The organism is Paenibacillus sp. J22R67 (assembly GCF_059692175.1).
The window spans coordinates 809,600-833,970 of the sequence record NZ_JCAUAX010000002.1 but is presented as its reverse complement, the minus strand read 5'-3'; the positions used below and the strand labels follow the sequence as shown (position 1 = coordinate 833,970).

Annotated in this window: 23 protein-coding genes and 1 other annotated feature; of the genes, 16 read left to right on the top strand and 7 right to left on the bottom strand. The window is 45.5% G+C overall.

Features of this window, described 5'->3' with window-relative positions; genetic code table 11:
* Window positions 1–12: 12 nt before the first annotated feature.
* Window positions 13–1,425, top strand: coding sequence for an NADP-dependent phosphogluconate dehydrogenase (gene gnd, locus AC58VC_RS10000; RefSeq protein ID WP_497368631.1), 1,413 nt, complete (start codon window positions 13–15; stop codon window positions 1,423–1,425).
* A gap of 13 nt (window positions 1,426–1,438) precedes the next feature.
* On the opposite strand, the gene AC58VC_RS09995 is transcribed toward gnd, so the two are convergent.
* Window positions 1,439–1,738: a hypothetical protein gene (locus AC58VC_RS09995; RefSeq protein ID WP_145656767.1), complete on the bottom strand. Its 300-nt coding sequence runs from the start codon at window positions 1,736–1,738 to the stop codon at window positions 1,439–1,441.
* Window positions 1,739–1,909: 171 nt separating this feature from the next.
* Between AC58VC_RS09995 and AC58VC_RS09990 the strand changes: the two genes are divergently transcribed.
* Window positions 1,910–2,416, top strand: coding sequence for a shikimate kinase (locus tag AC58VC_RS09990; protein ID WP_497368630.1), 507 nt, complete (start codon window positions 1,910–1,912; stop codon window positions 2,414–2,416).
* A 21-nt stretch (window positions 2,417–2,437) separates the two neighbouring features.
* Here the strand turns inward: AC58VC_RS09990 and AC58VC_RS09985 are convergent, their stop codons facing one another.
* Window positions 2,438–2,728 (bottom strand): rhodanese-like domain-containing protein, encoded by a 291-nt coding sequence (locus AC58VC_RS09985; protein WP_145656764.1) that lies wholly within the window; start codon window positions 2,726–2,728, stop codon window positions 2,438–2,440.
* Window positions 2,729–2,779: 51 nt separating this feature from the next.
* On the opposite strand from AC58VC_RS09985, the gene crcB (AC58VC_RS09980) reads away from it, so the two are divergent.
* Genes crcB (AC58VC_RS09980) through AC58VC_RS09960 form a run of 5 tightly spaced genes read left to right on the top strand, consistent with a single transcriptional unit; the run spans window position 2,780 to window position 6,186 of the window.
* Window positions 2,780–3,217: a fluoride efflux transporter CrcB gene (gene crcB, locus AC58VC_RS09980; RefSeq protein ID WP_497368629.1), complete on the top strand. Its 438-nt coding sequence runs from the start codon at window positions 2,780–2,782 to the stop codon at window positions 3,215–3,217.
* Complete coding sequence (gene crcB, locus AC58VC_RS09975; RefSeq protein ID WP_497368628.1) at window positions 3,214–3,573, top strand: fluoride efflux transporter CrcB; 360 nt, start codon at window positions 3,214–3,216, stop codon at window positions 3,571–3,573. The genes crcB (AC58VC_RS09980) and crcB (AC58VC_RS09975) overlap by 4 nt, the downstream gene beginning before the upstream one ends.
* Before the next feature lie 26 nt (window positions 3,574–3,599).
* Window positions 3,600–4,895, top strand: coding sequence for a 3-phosphoshikimate 1-carboxyvinyltransferase (gene aroA, locus AC58VC_RS09970; RefSeq protein ID WP_497368627.1), 1,296 nt, complete (start codon window positions 3,600–3,602; stop codon window positions 4,893–4,895).
* Between the two features lie 34 nt (window positions 4,896–4,929).
* Window positions 4,930–5,748 carry a C39 family peptidase gene (locus AC58VC_RS09965; RefSeq protein ID WP_497368626.1) on the top strand — a complete coding sequence of 273 codons (819 nt, stop codon included), beginning with the start codon at window positions 4,930–4,932 and terminating at the stop codon, window positions 5,746–5,748.
* Between the two features lie 12 nt (window positions 5,749–5,760).
* On the top strand, window positions 5,761–6,186 hold the full coding sequence (locus AC58VC_RS09960; RefSeq protein WP_497368625.1) for a CoA-binding protein: 426 nt from the start codon (window positions 5,761–5,763) through the stop codon (window positions 6,184–6,186).
* 72 nt (window positions 6,187–6,258) lie between these two features.
* Here the strand turns inward: AC58VC_RS09960 and AC58VC_RS09955 are convergent, their stop codons facing one another.
* Window positions 6,259–6,825 (bottom strand): NAD(P)/FAD-dependent oxidoreductase, encoded by a 567-nt coding sequence (locus AC58VC_RS09955; RefSeq protein WP_497368624.1) that lies wholly within the window; start codon window positions 6,823–6,825, stop codon window positions 6,259–6,261.
* 219 nt (window positions 6,826–7,044) lie between these two features.
* Here AC58VC_RS09955 and AC58VC_RS09950 point away from each other — a divergent pair, with 219 nt between their 5' ends.
* The 7 genes from AC58VC_RS09950 to AC58VC_RS09920 all read left to right on the top strand — a co-directional run bounded on the left by AC58VC_RS09950 (window position 7,045) and on the right by AC58VC_RS09920 (window position 14,766).
* A complete protein-coding gene (locus AC58VC_RS09950) occupies window positions 7,045–7,890 on the top strand; it encodes a hypothetical protein (RefSeq protein WP_497368623.1) in 846 nt (281 codons plus the stop codon).
* Window positions 7,891–8,084: 194 nt separating this feature from the next.
* On the top strand, window positions 8,085–9,974 hold the full coding sequence (locus AC58VC_RS09945) for a glucose PTS transporter subunit IIA (RefSeq protein WP_145656757.1): 1,890 nt from the start codon (window positions 8,085–8,087) through the stop codon (window positions 9,972–9,974).
* A complete protein-coding gene (ptsP, locus tag AC58VC_RS09940; RefSeq protein ID WP_497368622.1) occupies window positions 9,971–11,710 on the top strand; it encodes a phosphoenolpyruvate--protein phosphotransferase in 1,740 nt (579 codons plus the stop codon). The genes AC58VC_RS09945 and ptsP overlap by 4 nt, the downstream gene beginning before the upstream one ends.
* Window position 11,711: 1 nt before the next feature.
* Window positions 11,712–12,254 (top strand): type 1 glutamine amidotransferase domain-containing protein, encoded by a 543-nt coding sequence (locus tag AC58VC_RS09935; protein WP_497368621.1) that lies wholly within the window; start codon window positions 11,712–11,714, stop codon window positions 12,252–12,254.
* 125 nt (window positions 12,255–12,379) lie between these two features.
* Window positions 12,380–12,787 (top strand): hypothetical protein, encoded by a 408-nt coding sequence (locus AC58VC_RS09930; RefSeq protein WP_161405948.1) that lies wholly within the window; start codon window positions 12,380–12,382, stop codon window positions 12,785–12,787.
* A gap of 179 nt (window positions 12,788–12,966) precedes the next feature.
* Complete coding sequence (gene ccpA, locus AC58VC_RS09925; RefSeq protein WP_497368620.1) at window positions 12,967–13,971, top strand: catabolite control protein A; 1,005 nt, start codon at window positions 12,967–12,969, stop codon at window positions 13,969–13,971.
* A 93-nt stretch (window positions 13,972–14,064) separates the two neighbouring features.
* Window positions 14,065–14,766, top strand: coding sequence for a 5'-methylthioadenosine/adenosylhomocysteine nucleosidase (locus tag AC58VC_RS09920; protein WP_497368619.1), 702 nt, complete (start codon window positions 14,065–14,067; stop codon window positions 14,764–14,766).
* 87 nt (window positions 14,767–14,853) lie between these two features.
* On the opposite strand, the gene AC58VC_RS09915 is transcribed toward AC58VC_RS09920, so the two are convergent.
* Window positions 14,854–16,041 carry an acetoin utilization protein AcuC gene (locus AC58VC_RS09915; protein WP_497368618.1) on the bottom strand — a complete coding sequence of 396 codons (1,188 nt, stop codon included), beginning with the start codon at window positions 16,039–16,041 and terminating at the stop codon, window positions 14,854–14,856.
* Between the two features lie 68 nt (window positions 16,042–16,109).
* The gene (locus tag AC58VC_RS09910; protein WP_497368617.1) at window positions 16,110–16,748 is read right to left on the bottom strand and encodes a GNAT family N-acetyltransferase; all 639 of its coding nucleotides are present in this window, start codon (window positions 16,746–16,748) and stop codon (window positions 16,110–16,112) included.
* Between the two features lie 221 nt (window positions 16,749–16,969).
* On the opposite strand from AC58VC_RS09910, the gene acsA reads away from it, so the two are divergent.
* Window positions 16,970–18,694, top strand: a complete 1,725-nt coding sequence (gene acsA, locus AC58VC_RS09905) for an acetate--CoA ligase (RefSeq protein WP_497368616.1) — start codon at window positions 16,970–16,972, stop codon at window positions 18,692–18,694.
* A gap of 42 nt (window positions 18,695–18,736) precedes the next feature.
* Here the strand turns inward: acsA and AC58VC_RS09900 are convergent, their stop codons facing one another.
* Window positions 18,737–21,838, bottom strand: a complete 3,102-nt coding sequence (locus tag AC58VC_RS09900; protein WP_497368615.1) for a transglycosylase domain-containing protein — start codon at window positions 21,836–21,838, stop codon at window positions 18,737–18,739.
* Between the two features lie 127 nt (window positions 21,839–21,965).
* Window positions 21,966–22,244 (top strand) — a binding site (T-box leader).
* Between the two features lie 50 nt (window positions 22,245–22,294).
* Between AC58VC_RS09900 and tyrS the strand changes: the two genes are divergently transcribed.
* Window positions 22,295–23,554: a tyrosine--tRNA ligase gene (gene tyrS / locus AC58VC_RS09895; RefSeq protein ID WP_497368614.1), complete on the top strand. Its 1,260-nt coding sequence runs from the start codon at window positions 22,295–22,297 to the stop codon at window positions 23,552–23,554.
* A 40-nt stretch (window positions 23,555–23,594) separates the two neighbouring features.
* On the opposite strand, the gene rpsD is transcribed toward tyrS, so the two are convergent.
* The gene (gene rpsD / locus AC58VC_RS09890) at window positions 23,595–24,194 is read right to left on the bottom strand and encodes a 30S ribosomal protein S4 (RefSeq protein WP_145656736.1); all 600 of its coding nucleotides are present in this window, start codon (window positions 24,192–24,194) and stop codon (window positions 23,595–23,597) included.
* Window positions 24,195–24,371 lie beyond the last annotated feature (177 nt).

Sequence of the window (24,371 nt, the reverse complement as noted above, 5' to 3'; positions counted from 1 at the left end):
TGTATGAGAGACGTGTCTAAACAACAAATTGGTGTAGTTGGATTAGCGGTAATGGGGAAAAACTTAGCGTTAAACATCGAGAGCAGAGGTTTCACTGTATCCGTATTTAACCGTTCTGCCGAGAAAACAAAAGAGCTTCTTCAAGAAGCAGAAGGCAAACAACTAGTTGGTACATACACTGTGGAAGAATTCGTACAATCCTTGGAAGTTCCACGCAAAATTTTGATCATGGTCAAAGCAGGCGGTCCAACAGACGATACGATCAACCAATTGCTGCCGCACCTTGAAAAAGGTGATATCCTGATCGACGGAGGCAACGCATTCTTCCCAGATACGCAGCGCCGTAACAAAGAACTTGAAGCACATGGTATTCGTTTTGTTGGTACAGGTGTTTCCGGAGGCGAAGAAGGCGCGCTTAAAGGCCCGTCAATTATGCCAGGCGGTCAAGAATCCGCTTATAAATTGGTTGAGCCTATTCTTACAGCTATTTCTGCCAAAGTTGGCGACGACGCTTGCTGTACGTATATCGGACCAGACGGTGCTGGACACTATGTAAAAATGGTGCACAACGGTATCGAGTACGGCGACATGCAGCTGATCTGTGAAGCTTACCAACTCCTGAAAGATGTCTTGAATGTAAGCACTGAAGAGCTTCATGAGATCTTCACAGAGTGGAACAATGGCGAACTTGACAGCTACCTGATCGAAATTACACGTGATATCTTCACGAAATACGACCCTGAAACTGGCAAACCAATGGTTGACGTTATCCTGGATTCCGCTGGTCAAAAAGGAACAGGAAAATGGACCAGTCAGAGTTCTCTGGACCTTGGCGTACCGCTTTCCATCATTACGGAATCCGTATTCGCCCGTTTCATCTCCGCGATGAAGGAAGAACGCGTAGCGGCTAGCAAAGTGCTCAAAGGACCTGATGCTCCAGCTTATACAGGCGATCGCAAAGCATTTATTGAAGCTGTGCGTCAAGCGCTATATGCAAGTAAAATTTGCTCTTATGCACAAGGTTTTGCTCAAATGAGAGCAGCTTCTGATGAATATAAATGGGATCTGAAATATGGCAACATCGCAATGATCTTCCGCGGCGGCTGCATTATTCGTGCTAGATTCCTTCAAAATATCAAGGATGCGTATGACCGCGATCCGGAACTGAAAAACCTTCTGCTGGATACTTACTTCACAGATGTGGTTGAAAACTATCAACAATCATGGAGACAAGTTGTTGCAGAAGCTGTAACTCGCGGTATCGCGGTTCCTTCTTTCGCATCGGCACTTGCTTACTACGATAGCTACCGTACAGAAAGATTGCCGGCTAACTTGCTGCAAGCGCAGCGTGACTATTTCGGCGCTCACACGTTCCAACGTGTGGACAAAGAAGGTTCCTTCCACTTCAACTGGATGGAAAACTAAGAGGGCAGGGGCGTTATGCCTCTCCCTGCAAACCGTAAGCCGCTTCGCGCAGCCACATTTTCAAACGATCGGCTTCTTGATCGAAGCCGTTCCTTCTGTGAATGAGCATCAAGGAGACTTCGGCAAAATAACGGAAATTTTTTAACAATCGTGGTTGAGCAAGACCTTGCATGCGAGGGTCTTCTTCAGCCACTTTTTTCTTAATAAACTCCAAAATCCAAACAACATCCTCTTTGCACAAAACATAGCTCGGGTGTAAGATTTGCTCCAGTTTGCCTTGCGTGTGGTTGGAATAGGCAACAGTTGGGTTCAAAACTTCATCTCTCCTTGTCGGCATTAGGTTTCTCTTAAAATCTTCACTGTTTGTGTTGGAATTTATTCACACTACTATATGATTTTCAATTGGATTGTATTCATGACTATTTGGCTATGGTATGATGTTGGGAAAGTTTGTATAGACAGCATATGAGAAAAGGGGATTAACGTGACAACAAGCAATCTTGTAATTGTAGGTTTCATGGGGACAGGCAAATCAACCGTCGGGAAGATGCTCGCTGAGCGTCTAGGATGGAAGTTTCAAGACTCGGATGCCGTGCTTGAAGAAGCGCAACAGACGAGCATTGCGGATTTGTTTCGTCAATTTGGGGAAGCGCATTTTCGTTCATTAGAGAGCAAAACTCTTGAAAGTTTATTGGCTCAAAACGGGCAAATTGTGGCAACAGGCGGGGGCGCTGTGTTAGCTGAGGAGAATAGAGCGTGCATGCTTCGCAATGGCTTTGTCGTGGCGCTGAAAGCTTCACCAGAGGCAATCATTCATCGGGTAAGCACCGATATTAGTCGTCCTTTATTGCAGGGGAACTTGGAAGAACGCGTTCACACACTGCTTGAACAGAGAAAGTCAGCGTACGATTTCGCGCATACCGTGATCGACACGACGGAGCTAACAACGGACCAAATTGTAGATTTGATTATTCGGCAAGCTAATCTTTAAGAGGAGGGACAAGCCTTGAGCTTAGTCCTCCCACTCCAACATACCACCAGTCATATTTTTAAGACCTTTATAGCCTTGTGCTTCCAAAAAGCCAAGTGCTCGTCCGCTGCGATTGCCGCTGCGGCAGACTAGAATCACTTCGTCCGCTTGCGGGATTTCGCTTAATCGCTCCGGCAGTTGGCCTAGCGGAATATGAATGGCACCTGCAATCATGCCTTCAGCTACTTCTTCGTCTTCTCGAACATCGATGATTGCCAGCTTCTCGCCACGGCTTAATCTATCTTTGACGGCGGATGGTAAAATCGTATCCATCGTAGTACCTCCTTGTTTTGAATTGCTGGGGGATTAGCCCCATCACAAGTAATGATAGAAACATTAAGACCAGATGTCAAACCTCGCGCAGCACCGGGAGTTGTTAACATGTTATTTATAGGTTTAGCTGGTATTCTAGGCGCACTTGCGCGCTTCGGGCTCTCCGCATTATGGAATCCGGCAACGGCTACATTTTTTCCTTGGGGTACTTTTATCTGCAATTTACTTGGTTGTTTATTGCTTGGTTTTATTACATTTACGAATAGGCTTCCGATACCTGTGAAGCTTCAATTGCCAATTACGACTGGTTTTATAGGCTCTTTTACTACATTCTCTACGTTCAGCTATGAGACGGTACATATGTTTCACCAAGGACATCCGTTCCTCGCTCTTATTTATGTGCTTGGCAGTTTGTGGGGAGGACTTGCATTTACTTGGATAGGTGTTCGCTTCGCACTGCTTTCTCATCGGGGGGAGCAACTTTCATGAGTACTTGGCTATGGCCGATATGTTTAGTAAGTATTGGTGGATTTTTCGGGGCGATCAGCCGATTTGGACTGGGCACGTACATATCGAGAAGGTTCCCAAGTTCTATTCCGTATGGTACACTGACAATAAATCTTTTGGGCTGTTTTTTACTAGGAATTCTTATGAGATACCATGCGTTTGACGATTGGAAACTATTGATTGGGACAGGCTTTATGGGAGCTTTCACTACATTTTCAACCTTGAATTTGGAAAGCGTTAAACAGCTCCGCGCAGGGCTATGGAAAGCTTGGATGATCTATACAATGCTCAGTTATACCGGTGGAATTCTATTAACATTCATCGGATATTACATATAAACACATGCGAAGGAGATATTAACCACATGAAAGCCATTGTGAAACCTACTGCAAACCTACAAGGAGAAATTAACGCGCTTTCCTCCAAAAACTACACAACTCGTTATTTGCTAATTGGCGCACTTGCGAATGGAACAAGCACGATTTATTACCCAGCTCATAGTGAAGATAGTGATGCAATGAGACGCTGTGTACAAGATTTAGGCGCTATCATTGAAGAAGATGATGAAAAAATTGTCATTACAGGCTTCGGTAAGAACCCTAAGCACGTGTCTGAGTTAAACGTAGGAAATGCCGGAGCTGTTCTGCGTTTCTTAATGTCTACAGCAGCATTTTGCCCAGATGTAACATTCGTTAACACTTACCCTGAATCATTAGGCAAGCGTCCGCATGATGATTTAATCGAAACTTTGCAGCAAATGGGTGTTGAAGTACAACATTCTAACGGTCGTTTGCCGATAACTATTAAAGGGGGCAAACCCCGCGGCGGCAAACTTACGGTTTCCGGAAATGTCAGTTCGCAGTTTCTTAGCTCTCTCTTATTCATGACACCACTGCTTGAAGAGGATAGCGAGATTGAAGTGCTGCATGATTTGAAATCCAAAATTATTGTGGGCCAAACGCTTGAAGTGCTTGAGCAAGCTGGCATTGTTGTTCATGCAAGCGAAGATTTGATGCATTACCGGATTCCAGGTGGACAATCCTATCAAGCGAAAGAGTATGTCATTCAAGGGGATTATCCAGGTTCAGCGGCCATTCTGGCAGCTGCGGCAGTTACGAACTCGGATGTACGAGTGCTTCGTCTAGAAGAAAATAGCAAGCAAGGCGAGAAAGCTTGTGTCGATGTTTTACGTGCTATGGGTGTTAATTTAACGCATGATAACGGAGTTGTGCACGTTCGCGGCAACCAAAAATTGATCGCAGGGGAGTTTGATGGCGATCACTTCACAGACGCTGTACTAGCAATGGTTGCGGCAGCCGTTTTTGCAGAAGGTACTTCCCGTTTCTACAATGTCGAAAATTTGCGTTACAAAGAGTGCGACCGAATCACTGATTACTTGAACGAGTTGCGTAAAGCAGGCGCTGACGTGGAAGAACGTCAAAGTGAAATTATCGTCCACGGCAAGCCGGAAGGAGTTACTGGTGGTGTCGAGATCAATGCTCACTTCGATCATCGCGTCATTATGGCTTTAACCGTCGTTGGTCTTCGTTCCGAGAAGGGATTGACTATTCGTGATGCTCATCACGTGGCCAAATCTTATCCGCAATATTTTGACCATTTGCGTTCTATCGGTGCTCAGGTTGAACTTGTGAAGGAGTAATTTCATTCCATAAACAAGGATCGGGTGAGTCAGCATGAGGATTATTTGGCAGGGGCTAAAGGTGACGTTTGGATTATTCCTCGTTGCAGGACTTGTGTTTGCCAGCAGTGTTTTTGCTGTACTGCTATATGCCAAAGCTACTGGGAAAGAGCCAGCATTATTTGCTGCCAACCCGATAGTACCTATGGCTAAGCCAGCCGTGCCTGTTCAAGCAGCGGAGGTTTCTTCGCCACAACCAACAATCCAGACAAAAAAATCAGCAATGATTGATGCGCCTGTTTTCTCTCAACTGCCTGAACTGCCAGCAGGTTGCGAAATAACGAGTCTGACGATGCTGCTGCATTACTATGGAATTACCAAAAGTAAGATGGAACTTGCTGCCGAGATGCCTAAAGATGATACACCTATTAAGCTTAATGCGGATGGCTCGCCTGCTTACTGGGGAAATCCGAACATAGGCTTTGTAGGTGATGTTACCCGGAAGCAAAGGGGTTTCGGCATTTACCATGCCGGTCTTTTCCCGCAGCTAAAGTCCTACATACCTGAAGCGATCGATATTACAGGTGAGTCTTTCGAACTATTTGAACAGCAGGTAGCAAGCGGTTTTCCGGTCATTACATGGACGACAATTGATTATAATATGCCATATAAATGGGTGACATGGGATACACCGATAGGACCTCTTCAAACGACTTACGCGGAGCACGCTGTATTATTGGTCGGATTCGATGAGAATAATGTATACTTGAATGACCCGCTAAGTGGTAAGAAACAGCTGCAAGTAAACAAAGCGCAGTTTATCGATAGTTGGACCGCTATGGGGAAGCAAGGCCTCACTTACTTGAAAAAATAGGAGGTACTACGCATGACTTTTGAAAATCCGTCCAGAGAGCACATTAAGGAGATTCTAGCGAATGCAGGTAACATTGCGGTCGTAGGTTTATCCGATAAACCTGATCGCACATCTTATATGGTCGCTGCTGCGATGCAGAGCAGGGGATATCGGATTATTCCAGTTAATCCGAACGCTACGGAAATTTTGGGTGAGAAATGCTACGCATCATTATCCGATATTCCGGAGCCTGTGGATATCGTCAATGTATTCCGCCGGGCAGATCAAGTCGTTCCCGTTGCGGAGGAAGCCGTGAAAATCAAAGCTAAGGTCTTTTGGCTTCAGCTTGAAATTGTGAATGAAGAAGCAGCTCGTATCGCAAGCGAGGCAGGCTTAGAAGTCATTATGGATCGTTGTATTAAAGTTGAGGATGCAATTCTCAATCCGCGAAACAACTAATTTATAACTCAAAAAAACCGCTTTTCTCAGACCATTATGGTAAGAGAGAAGCGGTTTTATTTATGATACAGCTTATGCTTTTAATACATCGTGATCGACGTAACGAGCTCCATTCAATTCACTGATCACGTTAATGGCCACTTTGGCGCCATCTCCGGAAGTGACAATGGTGTGCATGGAAACACCGGCAATTGTGCCAGCTGCCCATACACCTTTGAGGCTCGTGTTACCTTGTGCATCAGCATCGACAACGGTTTTGATACGAGGCTCTGTACCAGGCTTCGTCTGAATGCCTGAAGCTTCTGCAAGGTCAACGGATAATCCAGTAGCAAGAATGACATACTTACCTTCGTATGTACCATTTTCTGTCGTTACTTGAAAGCCCTCGCCAGCTTGACTTAATTGTGTAGCTTTTCCTTGCACGAATTCAGCACCGAATTTAGTCGCTTGTTTCTTCCCGATTTCGACTAAATCAGGACCTGTAATTCCATCTACACCATAATGATTTTCAATCCATGCGCGTTTTGTCACGCTTTGATCACTATCGATAACTAATGTTGACTTGCCAGCCTTAGCTGAGAATAACGCTGCACTTGCTCCAGCAGGTCCTGCTCCAATAATAATAATGTCATAGGCCATTGTAGTGTATTCCTCCTTGTAAAGAGTATGGGGTACTAAGAAATTATGGCATATTTATTTCCTATTAGTCAACTTATGTGTATAGAAAGTATGTTATCTCATTAAAACAGAATACGAGGCTCTCAAAATAAAAATAAATAAAATACGGAGGAGCGGAGAGAATAAAAGAGGCTCCAAAAAGGTGCCCAAAAACTAGAAGTATGAAGGAGAATTTTACACATGTATAACAACTTTAACAACAACAACGGTACCTCATCATTCGGAAACTCTTCTCAAGGTATGCAAGGTGTGCAAGCGTCCCGCAATAATCAAACAGATCAAGGGTATCAGAGCAACACATCGCAATATCAGGGTTACCAGAAGACGTATCAACCAGTAGGTTATGTCCAGTCATTCTACAATGGTTATAGTCAAGGCAACAACCAGGGTTACAATCAAGGTCATAATCAAGGCAACTACCAAAGTCACAATCAAGGTAACAATGAAGGCCATAATCAAGGCCACGCATCCACAGAGTCTTTTCACATGACGAATTACCGGGTGAACCAGTCTGACAATGACAATCCTATGCGTAACGATTCTTCCATGTCATCGCATTACCAACCATCGAGCTTTCAAAACGCTTATTCTACCTATAACGGGAGGAATAACCAAAGCAATTCGATCTCCTCTAATCAATCTCAACCGTCTACCTATTCATACAGCCAGCCGTCAATTACGAGCCAGCACACGGGCTCTTCACAATTGAATCAACAGCAGTATACCGCTCAAACCTATGTATCGCCCACAGCCTACCATACGTCCAATTATCGTGGAAACCAACCAGGTCATGATGCGTATTTGCGCAGTGATTCTTCTACACCTTCTATGCAATCCAACCAGCCCAGCTACTCATCTCAACAAAGCATACATCAGGGTTATCAGCAGCAAGGGCAACATTCGCAACAACAAGGGCAAGGACAATCAGGCTATCAAAGCTACCAACAACAAAACACGCAACCATATAACCAAACTTTCAGCAGTATTGGCATGGGACAGCAATACGGAAATAATTCCTCCCACTAATTGCCTTGCGCTTATTAACATTCATAAGCGGGTCGATCCTCGACCTGCTTATTTTGTTTTGACAAACAGGCAAACAAGCTATACGATTTGATAAGAGAGGCTTTTGCTCACCATGTAAGTTTTTTCGAGAACACTAGGCTTTGGCTTACGATGTTGGTTTTGTTAAGGCAAAACTTTTAGGAGGTAGCATACGTTTGAACTGGATGGGGAACTTACAACAGCTTGGCCGCTCATTAATGCTGCCCACCATTGCGCTTCCTATTGCTGCTGTGCTGCTTAGTCTGGGGAATCTACCTTGGGATGGGATTCATGCATCCGGCTTTGGGGATATGCTGCTGTTAGCAGGGAATACGGTCTTTGACTATATACCCATCATATTCGCTGTTGGCGTGGCGCTTGGTCTTACAGAAAGTGCCGGAATTGCCGGACTATCTGCCATGCTGGGCTATTTTATGTTTACAAGGCTCATCGAACATTCACTTGGGTCCCATTTTCAATTGGGTGTACCAGGCGGGATCTTAATCGGCTTGCTTGCAGCCATTATTTATCATCGCTGTAAAGAGATCAAGCTGCCTGAATACATACAATTTTTCGGTGGTCCCCGGATGGTGCCGCTCATAATGGGGATGTGCACGCTCATTGTGTCCTATATTATGATTGTGATAGGACCATTTTTGGAAGATGGGATGGGGAAGCTTTCGAATTGGCTGCTCGGTCTTGGAGGGTTTGGTGCATTTGTTTACGGTATTGCGCATCGATTGTTAGTGCCGTCAGGATTGCACCATATTTTGAATAACTTTTTTTGGTTTCAAGTGGGGGCTTACAAAACGCCATCGGGCCAAATGGCTTACGGGGACTTACCGCGTTATTTTGCCGGGGATCCTACAGCTGGGATGTATATGGCCGGCCTATACCCGATCATGATGTTCGCTCTTCCTGCCATTGCATTTGCCATCATTGGGGAAGCACGTGAGGATTTGAAGCCGAAGATTAAGGCGACATTTCTGACAGCGGCGCTAGCCTCTTTTTTGACAGGTGTCACGGAGCCAATTGAGTTTGCTTTTCTATTTGTTGCACCTTATTTGTTCATTATTCACGCAATTTTATCCGGTGTGGCCATGTGGTTGGCTTATGAGCTGCATATACAACATGGTTTTTCATACTCAGCAGGAGCCATAGACTACGTTATTAATTTGCATTTATCGCATAATGGTCTGCTTCTTATCCCGATTGGGATCGTGTATGGACTGGTGTATTACTTCATGTTTCGCTGGGCGATTAGAAGGTTCCAAATTCCGACGCCAGGCAGGGAAGAAGGTTCTTCACTCGAAGAGTGGGCAGGCGATATTCCGTATCGCTCGCCATTAATTCTGCAAGCCCTAGGTGGGAAAGACAATATTAAGAAGATTGAAGCCTGCATTACCAGATTGCGCCTTACGCTTGTTAATGATCGATTGATTGACATCACGGCATTACGACATTTAGGAGCTGCAGGCGTCATCCGTCTTGGAGGAGGCAATGTTCAGGTCGTGTTCGGGACATTCTCAGAGCTAATTCGTGAAGAAATTATGAAAGTACTGCGCAAAGACATTCATGTAGTACTGTTTACTTCGCCGATGCAAGGGCGCATGATTCCAATTGAGGATGTGCCTGACCGCATATTTGCCTCGCGCTTGGTGGGGAACGGCGTAGCTTTCATCCCTGAAAAAGGAGAGTTGGTCTCGCCTGTTGCAGGTACCATTATGCATATTTATCCGACCATGCATGCACTAGGCATTTTGACGGATGAAGGATTAGAAGTCTTGCTCCACATTGGTATTGATACGTCAAGTTTACCGGGGAAATGCTTTAATGCTGTGGTAAAAGAAGGCGATCGAGTAGAACCCGGGCAGCTTCTAGTTAAATTTAATTATAATAAAGTTAAAAAGTTTGCTTCATCTTTGGCGACACCGATGATTATTACAAATCCGGATCTTGTTAAGTCTTGGAGCTTTGCTCCGTTCAAAGCTGTAAAAAAAGGCCAAGGTTCTGTGATGTCCGTCGTCTTAAAGCCTACTAAATCTACGGGGGGGATGAACGGATGATCAGAGGGATAGGCGCGTCTTCAGGCATAGCAATGGGTCAGGCTTTTGTCATTCCTACGTGGGAGTGGGATTTTCCTGAGAAAATGATCGATGTGACAGATTTGGCTTATGAATTTGAGCGGTTGTATGATGGCATCCGCTCTTCTAAAGATGAATTAGAGTTAATTAAGCAGGAAATTAAGGAAGTTGTCGGGCAAGATCAAGCGTATATTTTTGATGCCCATTTGGCGATTCTGGAAGATCCCATTTTTATGAATGAAATTCAGGGGATTATTGAGCTTCAGTACAAAGCCGCCGAAGTTGCGGTGAAAGAAGTTATCGATAAATTTGTCGGCATGTTCAATATGATCGACGATGAGTACATGAAGGAGCGGGCGCTTGATATTAAAGATGTGGGGAACAGGCTTCTGAAGCATTTGCTTGGGGATACAAGCTCAACTGTTCCGCCTATCGATCATCCGTATATATTGGTTGCCAAAGAGCTCACACCTTCGCAACTGGCCCATCTAGATCCGACTAAAGTGCTAGGGCTTCTAACCATTCTAGGAGGTACGCATTCGCATGTGTCTATCATGGCAAGAGCCATGTCTGTTCCGTATGTGTTAGGCCTGGAAGGGAAGCTTCTACGGCCGATTCAAAACGGTGATTTCTTGATCATAGACGGTCAAGAGGGCACCCTGTATATCAATCCGGATAAGATCACGATTGAACGTTACCAGGCACGCAAAAAGAATTGGCTGGAATTCAAAGAGAGTTTGCAGGAAATCGCAGATGTTGCGCCTGTCACTGTGGACAACAGCTATGTGAATCTGCATGCCAACATCAACTCGGTCATGGAGATCGATCAGGTTTTACGCAACGGTGCTTCAGGGGTCGGCTTGTTCCGCACCGAGTATTTATACATGGACCGCGATTCGCTGCCTGGCGAGGATGAACAGTTCGAAGTGTATCTTCATGCAGCCAAGCAGTTAAAAGGTCGACCTATAGTAATCCGAACTCTGGATATTGGTGGAGACAAAAAGCTGGATTACATGCCGCTTCCCAAAGAAGATAATCCGTTCCTTGGATACAGAGCTATTCGGATCTCACTGGATCGTAAAGACCTTTTTATGACACAGTTAAAAGCTATTCTTAGGGCAAGTCATTACGGGAACGTGAAAATCATGTATCCAATGGTTACTTCGCTGGGTGAGGTGCGTCAAGCTAAAGCCCTTCTGGAGAAGGCGAAAGCTGAACTCAGTGCCCAAGGAGTTCCTTACAATGCCCAAATTGAAGTAGGATTAACCATTGAAGTACCTGCTGCAGCTCTTATTGCAGATGTCCTTGCTAGTGAAGTGAATTTTATGAGTATCGGTACCAACGATCTCGTTCAATATGTGCTTGCTGTAGACAGAATGAACGAAAATATTGCGCACTTATATAATCCTTATCATCCGGCTGTGATCAGACTTCTGAAACTTGTTATTGATGCTGGCAAAAGTGTTGGCATTCCTGTTGGCGTCTGCGGTGAAATGGCGGGGGACGTCCGCGCGCTTCCTATTTGGTTGGGACTCGGCATTGAAGAGCTGAGCATATCCGTGCAAACTCTTTTACAAGTCAAACACCGTTTATTAAGCAGTGACGCTAAGAAATGCAAGCAATTAGTAAGTGAAATTTTAGTTTGCAAAACTAGCGATGAAATTATTGAGCTGTTAGCACAAACCGAACAAACAGAATCCATTGTAGGAGGTACTTAGGATGGAATTGCAGGGTACGAAAGTATTAGCATTTGTTGATGAAGAGTTTGAGGATTTGGAAATGTGGTATCCTGTTTTACGTTTGCGTGAGGCTGGTGTTGTCGTAGATATCGTCGGGCCAAAAGCGAAAACAGTGTATCACGGTAAATATGGTGTGCCGATTACAACGGATTATGCTTTTGATGAAGTGCAGTCCTCGGATTATATCGGTCTGTATGTTCCAGGGGGCTGGGCACCTGATAAATTGCGCCGTTATCCAGATGTGCTTCGCCTTACACAGGAGTTTCATGCCGCGGTGAAGCCGATTGCTCAAATTTGCCATGCCGGCTGGGTGCTTATCTCAGCGAAAATCGTAAACGGCTACACAATGACCTCGACGCCAGGCATTCGAGATGACCTCGAAAATGCAGGAGCAACTTGGGTTGATGAAGAAGTAGTGGTCGACCGTAATATCATTTCAGGGCGTCGTCCGCCGGATCTACCTGCATTTTCCAAGCGTTTTGTGGACGAGCTCGTGCAATATTATAAACATCAGGAAAAGTAACAGGACGCTTCCATTCGTGGCAAAAACTACTACTCTCCTTTCGGCAGGAAATCGTATAGAATCGTAGAATATCTTAATTACAAGAAATTCATGTTCATGCCGCCTGCCAGTGAAGGAGTGTTAGAATGCAAAAGTTTTGTAAGTGCGGACGCACGATGAACCTTCGTCTGCGTACGGTTATTTATCAAAGTAAAGTTGATATTGAAAATGTACCTATTTATTCATGTGAGGCTTGTGGACGAAGTGAAGTTGTTCCTCATGTTAAACCCGAGCTTACCGGTTTAATCGGCAAGCTGGGGAGTAAGCCTGAGAAACAACAGTTGTTTTTTCATGAGCTGTCGGAAGTGGCTTTCTTGCTGCTTAAGGTAACCGAGAAAGAACATATGAATGATTCCATGGAAAAGATTGTAGAAGAACGTATAAATGAGCTTCTGGACATCTTACTGCTGGCACAATCGCTTGGTGATGAGCCATGGGCTGAAGAAATTCGCAAACGGTTATCTCAGATCACTCAGAGCGCAATATCGACATAAGCAGGATGCGGCCAATCCCTATCGGATTGGCTTTTGTACATATTTGAACAACTTTTGAAAACAAAATGAAATTATTTTCAAAGTATTTTCATTTTTCATTGCAAGATGGATTAAATTGTCGTATCATAACGGTAATATACTAGGCTCGCAGAATACTTTTGAAAATGGAGAGAGTAACCGTGACCGTAACCATTTATGATGTAGCTAGAGAAGCAGGCGTATCCATGGCAACCGTTTCCAGGGTTGTAAACAACAATCCGAACGTGAAGCCGCAAACGCGTAAGAAGGTTTTTGAAGCCATTGAACGTCTCGGTTATCGCCCTAATGCGGTAGCAAGAGGATTAGCAAGTAAGAAAACGACAACCGTTGGTGTCGTCATTCCCGATATTTCTAACTCAATTTTCGCAGAAGTTGCACGCGGAATTGAAGATATTGCGAATATGTATCATTACAATATTATTTTGTGTAATGCGGATAAGAAGAAGGAAAAAGAAATTCGAGTCATTAACACGCTTTTGGAAAAACAAGTCGATGGCTTGCTCTTCATGGGTGGCGTCGTGACAGAAGATCACATTCAAGCTTTCCGCACCTCTTCCGTTCCCGTTGTATTGTGTGGAACGAAGGATGAGGCACAAACGATGCCTTCCGTGGATATTGATCATGAGAAAGCCGCATTCGATGCTGTTAATGTATTAATCGCAGCTGGACATCGAGACATCGCAATGATTTCCGGAACTCTACACGATCCAGCTAATGGATTCGCGCGTTATCAAGGGTACAAGAGAGCCCTCGATGAAGCAGGAATTGAGCTGCGCGATGAATATGTTCGTATCGGCAACTATCGATATGAATCCAGTGTCGACGCTGTCAAATATTTCTTGGAGCTTTCCCCTCGTCCAACCGCAATTTTCTCGGCAACAGACGAAATGGCGATTGGCGCCATTCACACGATTCAAGATAACGGACTCAAAGTACCGCAAGATATCGCTGTAATCAGTGTGGATAATATTCGCATGGCTTCCATGGTAAGACCGACGCTTACGACAGTTGCCCAACCGATGTATGATATCGGAGCAGTATCGATGCGTCTACTGACGAAGTTGATGAACAAAGAATCAACGGATAACATGCAGGTCATTTTGCCGCATGAAGTCATTAACCGTAACTCTGTTACACAAGCCTAGTGAACTTAAGCCTCTAAGCGAGCTATTCCTTTCGAGGATGACGCCGCTTAGAGGTTTTCTCCTTTATACATAACTGAAATGAGGATCGATGAAATGACATGGAATAAACTTGCACTAATCGGTGCGATGAATGAAGAAATTGAATTGCTTGTTGCGCATATGTCGGATGTGCGCGAAACGGTGAAAGCGGGAATTACCTTCAGAGAAGGGACGTATTTCGGAAAAGAAGTCGTCGTCTGCCGCACTGGCGTAGGGAAGGTTAACGCTGCCGTAACTACTCAAATTTTAATTGATAAATTTGCTGTTGAAGCCATTATCTTCACAGGTGTTGCTGGTGCTTTGGATCCCGAACTGAATATCGGCGATCTTGTCGTTTCCAGTGAATGCATGCAGCATGATATGGATGTTACACCGCTCGGTTTCGCACGGGGCATCATTCCTTATGAAGCGAAATCTATTTTTGAAGCAGATAGCAAGCTGGTGGATTTGGCGGTTGCTTCAGGTGAGAAACTTTTTGCTGGTAAAGTGAAAAAGGGGAGAGTCCTCTCTGGCGACCAGTTCATTGCTAGCCGTGAAGTAGTAGCTAGCCTTAATACGGAGCTTGGTGGCGTTTGCGTGGAAATGGAAGGGGCATCCGTTGCACAGGTTTGTTCCATGAATGCAGTTCCATACGTCGTGCTTCGCTCGATGTCTGATAAAGCAGATGGCTCTGCTCATGTGAACTTTGCAGAATTTACGGTTCAAGCATCCGAGAATTCTTATAAAATGGTTGAGGATATTGTGAAGCAGCTGTAGATTAGTGAGGCTGTTAAAAACCAGTTGTACATTTGAGGATGTAAAAAAGAGTTAAGCAGGTACAACTTGCTTAACTCTTTTTGCATCCTATTTCAAATACATCATAGAGAGATCCTTCGTTTGCCGGTTCTTATCTGTAATGACCTGGCGCCTCGGAATCGGCGCCCAAGCATCCACAGGGTCCAGCCACGTATCCACGAGCTGGACCGGGCTCTTGCTCCCCCAGGCGTCCAGCCACGCCTGGGGGAGTTTCAGCTGCGGCTGCGCCGCCAGCTGGGGCAAAACAGCCTGCTCGCTCATCACGAGCCAGAGCAGGCTCCAAGCCCGTGGTACGACACGCCAGATGTCGTACCCACCACCCCCGAGCGCAACCCACCGCCCTTCGCACCATTGGTGCGCAAGGGAGTGGATTAGCTCGGGCATAGCCTTGTACACGCGCATGGAGCAGTGCACATGCGCGAGCGGGTCGAATGCATGGGCGTCGCACCCATGCTGCGAGATAATGACGTCCGGCTGGAAGCGGGCGATCGTCTCGGTTAGCACCTCGCTGAAGCATTCCAGCCACGATTCATCCTCGGTGTAAGGTTCCATCGGGACGTTAATGCTGGTTCCGAACGCGTCGCCTTCTCCGCGTTCGTTCACGGCCCCCGTGCCGGGGAATAGAAATTTCCCCGTCTCATGGATGGACAGCGTGCATACCTGGGGATCGGCGTAAAAGCTCCACTGCACGCCATCCCCATGATGCACGTCCGTGTCGACGTACAGCACTTTGGCGCCGTATGTCTCTTTGGCGTGCGCAATCGCCGCTGAAGCGTCGTTGTAGACGCAGAAGCCCGCGCCTTTGCTCTGCAGCGCGTGATGCAGTCCGCCGCCCAGATGAAGAGCGTGCGGGGCTTGGCCGGACATTACCAGATCTACTGCGGTAATGGAACCGCCTACAATCTTCGCCGTGATGTCATGCATCCCGGGGAAGAAAGGCGTGTCATCGGTATCGAGTCCGAAGCGTGCCGCTTCTTTGACCCAGCGTTCCTCTGGCACGGAAGCGCTCAGTGCTTTCACAGCTTCGACGTAAGCCGGTGCGTGAACCCGGAGCAGCTCGCTGTCTGTAGCAACGCGAGGCGTCCATAGCGCGTTGTCCGGAAGCGCACCGGCTTTGCGAAGCAAATCGACCGTCATCACAAGACGGTCTTGATTAAAAGGATGATTTTCATTGAATTTATACTGAATTTCTTCGTCATCATAGATAAAGACAGGATTTGGTGTATTCTTGTTCATATCCCACATTCCCCCGAATGAGCTAACATGCTTGCTTGAAGCCTTAGAAATCCAAAGATTAGTTTAAATTAGTACATGAATCGTTGCTGAAAGCGAATACGATCAAACTGTTCTATGGAAGATATAGGCACTTGCTTGCCTATACGAACCATCAGACAATTGGCTGGGTGCGAACAGATCTCAGGATCATCTGTAGCGAACCAGATCATATCAACGCTTTTCATTAACTTCTCCATCATTTGCCGGTACTCCCAAACGGTGAGCTTACTATTTTCCAAGTCCCAATGCCAATAATACTCCGTAGTAAAGCATATGACATTCTCCATCTGTTCGTCCTCGAAAGCAAGGCGAATCATCCGTTTGCCGAGCCCCATGGTGCGATAGTCATCCGCAACTTCTATAGCACCAAGCTCTATTAAATCTTGCATATGGCCTTGTGACCACCGCTCAATTTCGTCTGGATAATGGAAGGTGACATAACCGACAATGGTGGTGCCGTCTCTGGCTATGATGATTCGGCCTTCCGGTAATTCCGCAATTTCAATTAGCGCTTCCAGTTGTTCCTTAGGTCTTCGGAAGGCATCTAATTTGCTATGCATCGTGAGATTGTGCAAGCTGTCAGAAGAAACAGGACCTTCTATCATAATTTCTGGTTGATCGGGAGCTGTGCGCAAGCGAAATGAGTGATATATTTTGGTATGCTGCATAACCTTAGCTCTCCTTTTGAAAAACAGCATGATGAGTGATTCCTTTTCCGTTCGGTCATAGTCCCTTTATACCAAATTTTATTTGGAAATAAAAGCGAACTTAGGCGTAGGCGAAAAATTCTTCGTGTGATATAATAGAATATGTCAAAAATCGATCACATTTTGCTCGAAAACATCAGTAAAATGAAAGCGGTTTATCTCGTGAGGAGGGTTTTACGTACATGGATCAAATGAAAGTTGAACTCATTGAAGCGGTAGCTGCAAATCCTAATATGAAAAATTATGAGGAAACACATGCTAATTTTGACTGGAAAGACATCGAGAAGAGCTTCTCTTGGTACGAAACTGGCAAAGTGAATATGGCTTATGAAGCTATAGATCGTCATGCTGAATCATCGAGGAAGGATAAAGTTGCTCTGTATTACAGCGACAATCAAAGAGAAGAAGCTGTAACATTTGGACAGATGAAAGATAGGTCCAATCAATTCGGTAATGTACTTCGTGGTCTTGGCATCGGCAAGGGTGAGCGCGTATTTATTTTCATGCCACGTACGCCGGAGCTGTACTATGCTTTGCTTGGAACGCTGAAAGTAGGAGCTGTTGTAGGGCCTTTGTTTGAAGCTTTTATGGAAACTGCTGTGAAAGATCGTCTGGAAGACAGTGAAGCTGTTGCCATTGTGACGACGCCAAGCTTGCTTTCCCGGGTTCCTTCGAGTGACCTTCCTAACCTGAAGCATATCATCGTTGTTGGTGAAAATGTGGAGCCTGCAGAAGGCCATGTTGATTTCTACAAAGAGATGGAAACGGCTTCTTCGGATCTTGAAATCGAGTGGTTGGACCGTGAGGATGGACTCATTATTCATTATACATCGGGTTCAACAGGCAAGCCGAAAGGTGTTTTTCACGTACAGAATGCAATGATTCAACATTACTATACAGGTAAAATCGTACTGGATCTCCAAGAAGACGATATTTACTGGTGTACAGCTGATCCAGGCTGGGTAACCGGAACCTCTTACGGCATTTTTGCTCCTTGGCTGAATGGGGCTACGAATGTAATCCGTGGTGGGCGTTTTAGTCCTCAGGATTGGTATAATACGCTGCAAAAATATAAAGTAACCGTTTGGTACAGCGCACCGACTGCCTTCCGTATGTTGATGGGTGCAGGTGATGATGTTGTTTCTGGTTTCGATCTTTCTTCGCTTCGCCATGTGCTGAGTGTTGGTGAGCCATTAAACCCGGAAGTTGTTCGTTGGGGGCTTAAAGTGTACAACCAACGGATTCATGACACTTGGTGGATGACCGAAACGGGTGGACAGCTCATCTGTAACTATCCATCCATGACGATTAAGCCTGGTTCCATGGGACGTCCGATTCCGGGCGTTGAAGCGGCGATTATTGATGATGCTGGGAATGTCTTGCCTCCGAACCGGATGGGGAACCTGGCAATCAAGACGCCATGGCCGTCAATGATGCGCAAAATTTGGAACAATCCGTCCAAATATGAAGAATATTTCAGATTAACTGGCTGGTACGTATCTGGCGATTCAGCTTATCAAGATGAAGAAGGGTACTTCTGGTTCCAAGGCCGGGTTGATGATGTAATCAACACGGCAGGCGAGCGGGTAGGTCCATTCGAGGTTGAGAGCAAGCTTGTTGAGCATCCTGCGGTTGCAGAAGCAGGGGTAATTGGTAAGCCTGATCCGATGCGCGGCGAAATCATCAAAGCATTTATCGCGCTGCGTGAAGGATATACACCATCCGATGAGTTGAAAGCGGACATTTCCAAGTTTGTGAAAGAGGGGCTTTCCGCCCATGCTGCTCCTCGTGAAATTGAATTCAAAGACAAGCTGCCGAAGACGCGCAGCGGCAAAATTATGCGCCGTGTCCTCAAAGCTTGGGAGCTCAATCTCCCAACTGGTGACTTATCAACGATTGAAGACTAACAGAAAAGAGCCTAGTGATGATATCATCACTAGGTTCTTTTTTTAGTCATTATAAGCAATGGAAGCAGATGCTTTGGATTCACCTGAGTCATTGACAGCCGTTACTTTGTAGAAGCCATTGTAAGCCGCTGCATAATAATGAAATTCTGTGCCGCCGTCTACCGAGCCGAGCTTGGTATAGGTGCCTTTTTCCTTATTACTAAAGTAGATGTTATATTTCTTAATTTTCTCTTTTGCTGCATTTGCTTTCCAAGAGAGTGCAATGCCTGCTCCGTCTGCTTTGGCTTTAAGTCCGGTTGGAGCACCTGGTGCATCCTTCGCTGTCGTGGATGGCGGTTCAGTTGCGCCAGCAGGAGAATTCGTTGAGCCAGGAACTTGTGTGCCCTCTTCAGATGGGACAAATAGTGAATCAAGCGAGCTTCCGTCGGTATAGGCCGAACGACTTGGCACTGATTCTTTGCCGGCAACATCGACAGCAGTCACGTAGTACCCCATTAAGCTTGATGCAGGGATCGTATCAACAAACTTCGCATCCGCACCGGCCAAAACAACCTTGCCGCCTAATAGTTGGAACTTACCGCGGTTATCCGAGCGATAGATCCGGTAACCAACGATATCCGCGTTCGCGCTTGGCTGGAATGTGATGGTGGCTGTTTCTCCGGACTTCGTTGCTGTTATGTTCGTTGGAGCCGTTGGCTCTTTGCCGTCATCAACCCTTGGGTCTGTTTCGGAAGGAGCATCGTCATCATAATCTGTCGGTTTGTAATTATCGATTGACTTTCTGCTCTTCTCAGGAAGCTTGTTCATAGCATCTTGGACTTCTTTGAGCAGTTGGGAAATCGATTTTTGGCGTTTAATAACCGTTTTTTCTTGAACGAAATCTACCGGTGTTTGATCCTGTGCCATGTAATTCAAGCCGTTATAGGAGCTGATTTTCATCCGTACCATGACATTGTCGACTTCCGTAGGCACATATTTCTTGTTAAAAATATCAGTCACTTGAAGATTCGAGCTCTTCGTTAATTCGCTTGGCAGCTTGCCAGACAAGCTGGACACGGTAGCTGAAACGATACCATCAGGTTTGGCGAACGTTTTGGTTGGGAAGAGATCCGGTTTCTGTTCAATCGTCTTATTCATGATTAAGGCCCAAACATCTTTGGCGTGATTCGTTTGCAGCGTTTTGGAAGAGAGCTTGTTAATGGGTTGATCATAGCCAATCCAGACGCCGACAGTAATATCCGGTGTAAAGCCCATGAACCATGCATCGGCATCATCTTGTGTAGAGCCTGTTTTACCTGAAATCTCGATCTTGCCGTAAGATTTATATTTCTTCATTAAATCCGTTGCCGTACCTTGGCTAATCACCGTTTTCATCATATCCGTAATCAGATATGCACTTTGTGGGGAGTAGACCTGTGTTGGCTTTTGATCGTGAGAATAAATAACTTGACCGTTTGAATCTTTGATTTCACGAATCATGAATGTTTCATTGTATTGTCCTTTGTTCGGAATAGATGCGTAGGCTCCTGTCAGCTCTCTGACGGAGGTACCGCGGCTTAGTCCACCAATTACGCCGGTTTGGGCGTAGTAATCTTCTTTTTGAATAGAGGTGATACCCAGCTTTTTCGCAAAATCCCAGGCGTCATTAATACCGACTTTATTCAAAAAGATATCAATGGCAGGGATGTTGTAAGACTGGTTCAATGCTTTTCTGGCTGTCATCAATCCGTGGAACTTGTGATCCCAGTTCTCTGGAAGATGGAAACCTTTGACGCCGTCCTTTAGAATAATTGGAATGTCATCCACAATACTTGCCGGTTGAACGGCTCCTTTTTCTAAAGCTGGAATGTATGCGGCGATGGGCTTCATTGTTGAACCGGGCTGCCTATACGCTTGTGTAGCGTGATTCAGCTGTTCGTCGAAGAAGTTCCGTCCTTCAATCATTCCCTTGATGGCACCGGACTTAGAGTCGATCATAATCGCGCCAACTTGCTCAATGCCCTTTTTCTCATCATTTGGGGCAAAGTTTTTATCGTTGCTTGAGATTTCGTGCATGGAATCATAAATCGTTTTGTCGATCGTTGTGTAAATTTGATAACCACCGCGTAACAGCTGTGTATGTATGCCTTTCAAAGCTTCACTATAAGCGACCTGATTTTTGGTCGGATCAAGGTCTGGCTTTTGAATTTTCAGCAAAATCTCGGCTGCTTCCTGTTCCGTCTCAATCATCAGATAAGGATAAGTGGTGTAAGCTTTTTGGGCAGCGGATGGCATTGACGCTTTAAGATCAAATTTAAGTGCAGCTTGATATTGTTCATTCGTTATTTTTTCTTCTTCAAGCATCCGTTTCAGCACTAGCTGCTGCCTGACGACAGCTTTTTTGAAGCCATCTTCATCAAACTCCGGTTTACTAGTAAATGCGGAGTACTGGGAAGGGGATTGCGGTAGTCCAGCTAGATAGGCAGCTTGGGCTACGTTTAGCTTGTTCAGATCATCAATGTCGAATAGACCTTTAGCAGCAGCTTTAATCCCATATAAGTTGTAACCTGTTGAGCCATTTCCGTAAGGAATTTTGTTCAGATAGGCGAGCAAAATCTCATCTTTGGACATAAGGCGTTCCATCCGCAGGGCGAGCAGCAGCTCTCTAGCCTTACGGCCATCATCTCGATCCAGCGTTAAGAAGACCCGTCTGGCGAGTTGCTGCGTAATCGTACTTCCTCCGGTTTGGACTTCTTCATTCAGCAGCTTCTGAGTGACTGCCCGATAAAGCCCGCGGAAATCGATTCCGTGATGTTTGTTGAAGTCTTTGTCTTCAATTGAAAGAACAGCATCTAACAAAACTTGTGGAATATCATCCAATTGAGCGAGACGTCTGTCTTCTTCGGTTCGCAATTGCCCAATGACGGTATCGTCATTAAAGTAGGCGAAGCCGGTTACGGCGTTTTCCTGCATCTGCTGGCGAATGGCTTCTTCGCTGCGGACAGGATCTTTTTTAACCAGTGCACTGACATATCCAAATGCTGCGGAGCCGCCTACGATTCCTGCTAAAAAGACAGAAATGAGCGTCCATTTTAACGTAATTCCTATTACTTTGAAGGTCGTTCTTACCCAAGGGCGATTCATTTTGGCGAAAAAATTGCGCATAAGTTCCAATATCCTCCTTACATGAACCCTAATAGTATACCATAATTGCCCTGCTAGCGGTAATGATGTGTCGAAGAAAGGTGGTTGCATGGTTTGACAATTGCCGGAAATCTATGATATAAATTGTACAAATGCGTAGAGAGATCAGCAGTAGGTAGCTTGTGGATGCTTTCAGAGAGCCGGTGGAGGGTGCGAACCGGTACCTGCAGGTTAGTGAATTACGGTCAGGAGCAGTAAGTAGGAACTTACAGCAACAGAAGCTGTATTAGTAGTATTTACCGATTAAGCCCCGTTACAGGTTCTTGAGTGAAAATAGTTAGCCGTACACGGATGATTTTCCTATAGATGTACGTAACTGCTGTTTTAATTAGGGTGGTACCGCGAGTCAAGTCTTCTCGTCCCTTGTGGATAAGAAGGCTTTTTTGTATGCCCACATGAAAAAGGAGATGGATGAACATGTCGATTTTGAAGGATTTGGAGTTTCGTGGATTACTTCATCAAATTACGGACCGCGAGGGCTTGGACAAGAAGCTAAGCGAAGAGCGAGTCGTGCTCTACTGCGGGTTTGACCCGACAGCGGATAGTCTGCACATCGGCAGTTTGCTGCCTATTTTAACCTTGCGTCGCTTTCAGTTAGCAGGACACGTTCCTCTAGCGCTCGTTGGGGGAGGCACTGGTTTGATTGGTGACCCAAGCGGCAAAGCTAATGAGAGAACCTTGAATGGGCCAGAGACGGTTGAAGCGTGGTCGCAAAGTATTAAGGGTCAGCTATCTAGATTTTTGGACTTTTCATCGGATATCGAAAATAGCGCGGAGCTAGTCAACAATTATGATTGGCTAGGGTCCCTGAATGTTATTGAATTCTTGCGCGATGTAGGTAAAAATTTTACGGTGAACTACATGCTTGCTAAGGATTCCGTTGATTCAAGGATATCAAAAGGTATTTCTTTTACTGAGTTCAGTTACATGATCCTGCAGTCTTACGATTTCTTGAAGTTGAACGAAACCAAAAAATGTTCCTTGCAAATTGGTGGAAGTGACCAGTGGGGCAACATCACAGCCGGGCTTGAGCTTATCGGCAAAACGACGGAGAGCAGAGCTTACGGCGTAACATTACCGCTTGTGACCAAAAGCGACGGACAGAAGTTCGGTAAAACAGAAGGCGGAGCGATTTGGCTGGATGCAAACAAAACATCCCCATACCAGTTCTACCAATTCTGGCTAGGCACGGCGGACAATGATGTTATTCGCTTCCTGAAGTATTTCACGTTTATCAGCCACGAGGAAATTGAGCGATTAGAAGTTGAAGTTCAAACACAGCCTGAGAAGAGGGAAGCGCAGAAATTGCTTGCTCGTGAAGTAACGAAGCTTGTGCATGGAGGAGAAGCCCTGGAAAGCGCGATTAATATTACAGCGGCTTTATTCAGTGGCAATATCCATGAACTATCTCGCACAGAGATCGAAGAAGCCTTTAAGGATGTTCCATCTTCGACATTAGAACAAGAGGATATGGCTTTGATAGATCTGCTTATTTCCGTAGGGGCTGCACCGTCCAAACGCCAAGCTCGTCAAGACATTGAAAGTGGAGCTGTGACGGTTAACGGAGTCAAAATAACAGAGCTTGATGCGGTTGCCAAAGATTTGGGAAGGCTCGGAGAGTCTTATATCGTTATTCGCCGCGGCAAAAAGAATTACTACCTGGCGCAGTTTAAATAAAAAAAACCCCTTAGGGAAATCCCTAAGGGGTTTGCTTTTATTAACGGCTGTAGAACTCGACGATTTGTTTCTCGTCAATTTCTTGTGGAAGCTCAGCGCGCTCTGGCAAACGGATGTATTTGCCTTCTACTGCTGCATCGTTGAACTCAAGGTAAGTTGGCAAGTGGTTACGGTTAGCAATAGCTTCTTTCACTGCGGAAAGACCTTTGCTTCTTTCGCGAAGCGCGATAACGTCACCAGTAGATACGATGTAAGAAGCGATATCTACTTTTTTGCCGTTCACAGTTACGTGACCGTGGGAAACAAGTTGACGTGCGCCTGCACGAGAGTTGGAAAGACCAAGACGGTAAACCAAGTTGTCCAAACGGCTCTCAAGCAAGATCATGAAGTTCTCACCGGAGATACCTTTAAGTTTGGAAGCTTTATCGAACAAGTTGCGGAATTGCTTCTCGTTCAAGCCGTACATGTGACGTAGTTTTTGTTTTTCATTTAATTGAACGCCGTAACCGCTCATTTTTTTACGTTGTCCTGGGCCATGTTGACCTGGAGGGAATGGGCGTTTCATGTCTTTGCCGTTACCACTTAAAGAGATACCAACGCGGCGGCTTAATTTGAACTTAGGTCCTGTATAACGTGACATTTAGGAAAAACTCCTTCTTTTTAACAAATAGTTTAGTAGATAGCATCTAGATGTCAGGGTGAAGACAAGTGCCTGGTTTTGCTTACGAATCATAAAGTGATTCCCTGACAAGAGTAGTTCAGCCGCTGTCTTGGCAGGAGCAAAAGCAGTGAGGGTGATCACAAATGGCATTCACCG

Bases quoted from the DNA above. Each gene is read 5' to 3' on its own strand.
- AC58VC_RS09985 (WP_145656764.1), bottom strand. From the start codon at position 2,728: ATGGATACGATTTTACCATCCGCCGTCAAAGATAGATTAAGCCGTGGC.
- crcB (WP_497368629.1), top strand. From the start codon at position 2,780: ATGATAGAAACATTAAGACCAGATGTCAAACCTCGCGCAGCACCGGGA.
- crcB (WP_497368628.1), top strand. From the start codon at position 3,214: ATGAGTACTTGGCTATGGCCGATATGTTTAGTAAGTATTGGTGGATTT.
- aroA (WP_497368627.1), top strand. From the start codon at position 3,600: ATGAAAGCCATTGTGAAACCTACTGCAAACCTACAAGGAGAAATTAAC.
- AC58VC_RS09965 (WP_497368626.1), top strand. From the start codon at position 4,930: ATGAGGATTATTTGGCAGGGGCTAAAGGTGACGTTTGGATTATTCCTC.
- AC58VC_RS09960 (WP_497368625.1), top strand. From the start codon at position 5,761: ATGACTTTTGAAAATCCGTCCAGAGAGCACATTAAGGAGATTCTAGCG.
- AC58VC_RS09955 (WP_497368624.1), bottom strand. From the start codon at position 6,825: ATGGCCTATGACATTATTATTATTGGAGCAGGACCTGCTGGAGCAAGT.
- AC58VC_RS09950 (WP_497368623.1), top strand. From the start codon at position 7,045: ATGTATAACAACTTTAACAACAACAACGGTACCTCATCATTCGGAAAC.
- ptsP (WP_497368622.1), top strand. From the start codon at position 9,971: ATGATCAGAGGGATAGGCGCGTCTTCAGGCATAGCAATGGGTCAGGCT.
- AC58VC_RS09935 (WP_497368621.1), top strand. From the start codon at position 11,712: ATGGAATTGCAGGGTACGAAAGTATTAGCATTTGTTGATGAAGAGTTT.
- AC58VC_RS09930 (WP_161405948.1), top strand. From the start codon at position 12,380: ATGCAAAAGTTTTGTAAGTGCGGACGCACGATGAACCTTCGTCTGCGT.
- AC58VC_RS09920 (WP_497368619.1), top strand. From the start codon at position 14,065: ATGACATGGAATAAACTTGCACTAATCGGTGCGATGAATGAAGAAATT.
- AC58VC_RS09915 (WP_497368618.1), bottom strand. From the start codon at position 16,041: ATGAACAAGAATACACCAAATCCTGTCTTTATCTATGATGACGAAGAA.
- AC58VC_RS09910 (WP_497368617.1), bottom strand. From the start codon at position 16,748: ATGCAGCATACCAAAATATATCACTCATTTCGCTTGCGCACAGCTCCC.
- acsA (WP_497368616.1), top strand. From the start codon at position 16,970: ATGGATCAAATGAAAGTTGAACTCATTGAAGCGGTAGCTGCAAATCCT.
- AC58VC_RS09900 (WP_497368615.1), bottom strand. From the start codon at position 21,838: ATGCGCAATTTTTTCGCCAAAATGAATCGCCCTTGGGTAAGAACGACC.
- tyrS (WP_497368614.1), top strand. From the start codon at position 22,295: ATGTCGATTTTGAAGGATTTGGAGTTTCGTGGATTACTTCATCAAATT.
- rpsD (WP_145656736.1), bottom strand. From the start codon at position 24,194: ATGTCACGTTATACAGGACCTAAGTTCAAATTAAGCCGCCGCGTTGGT.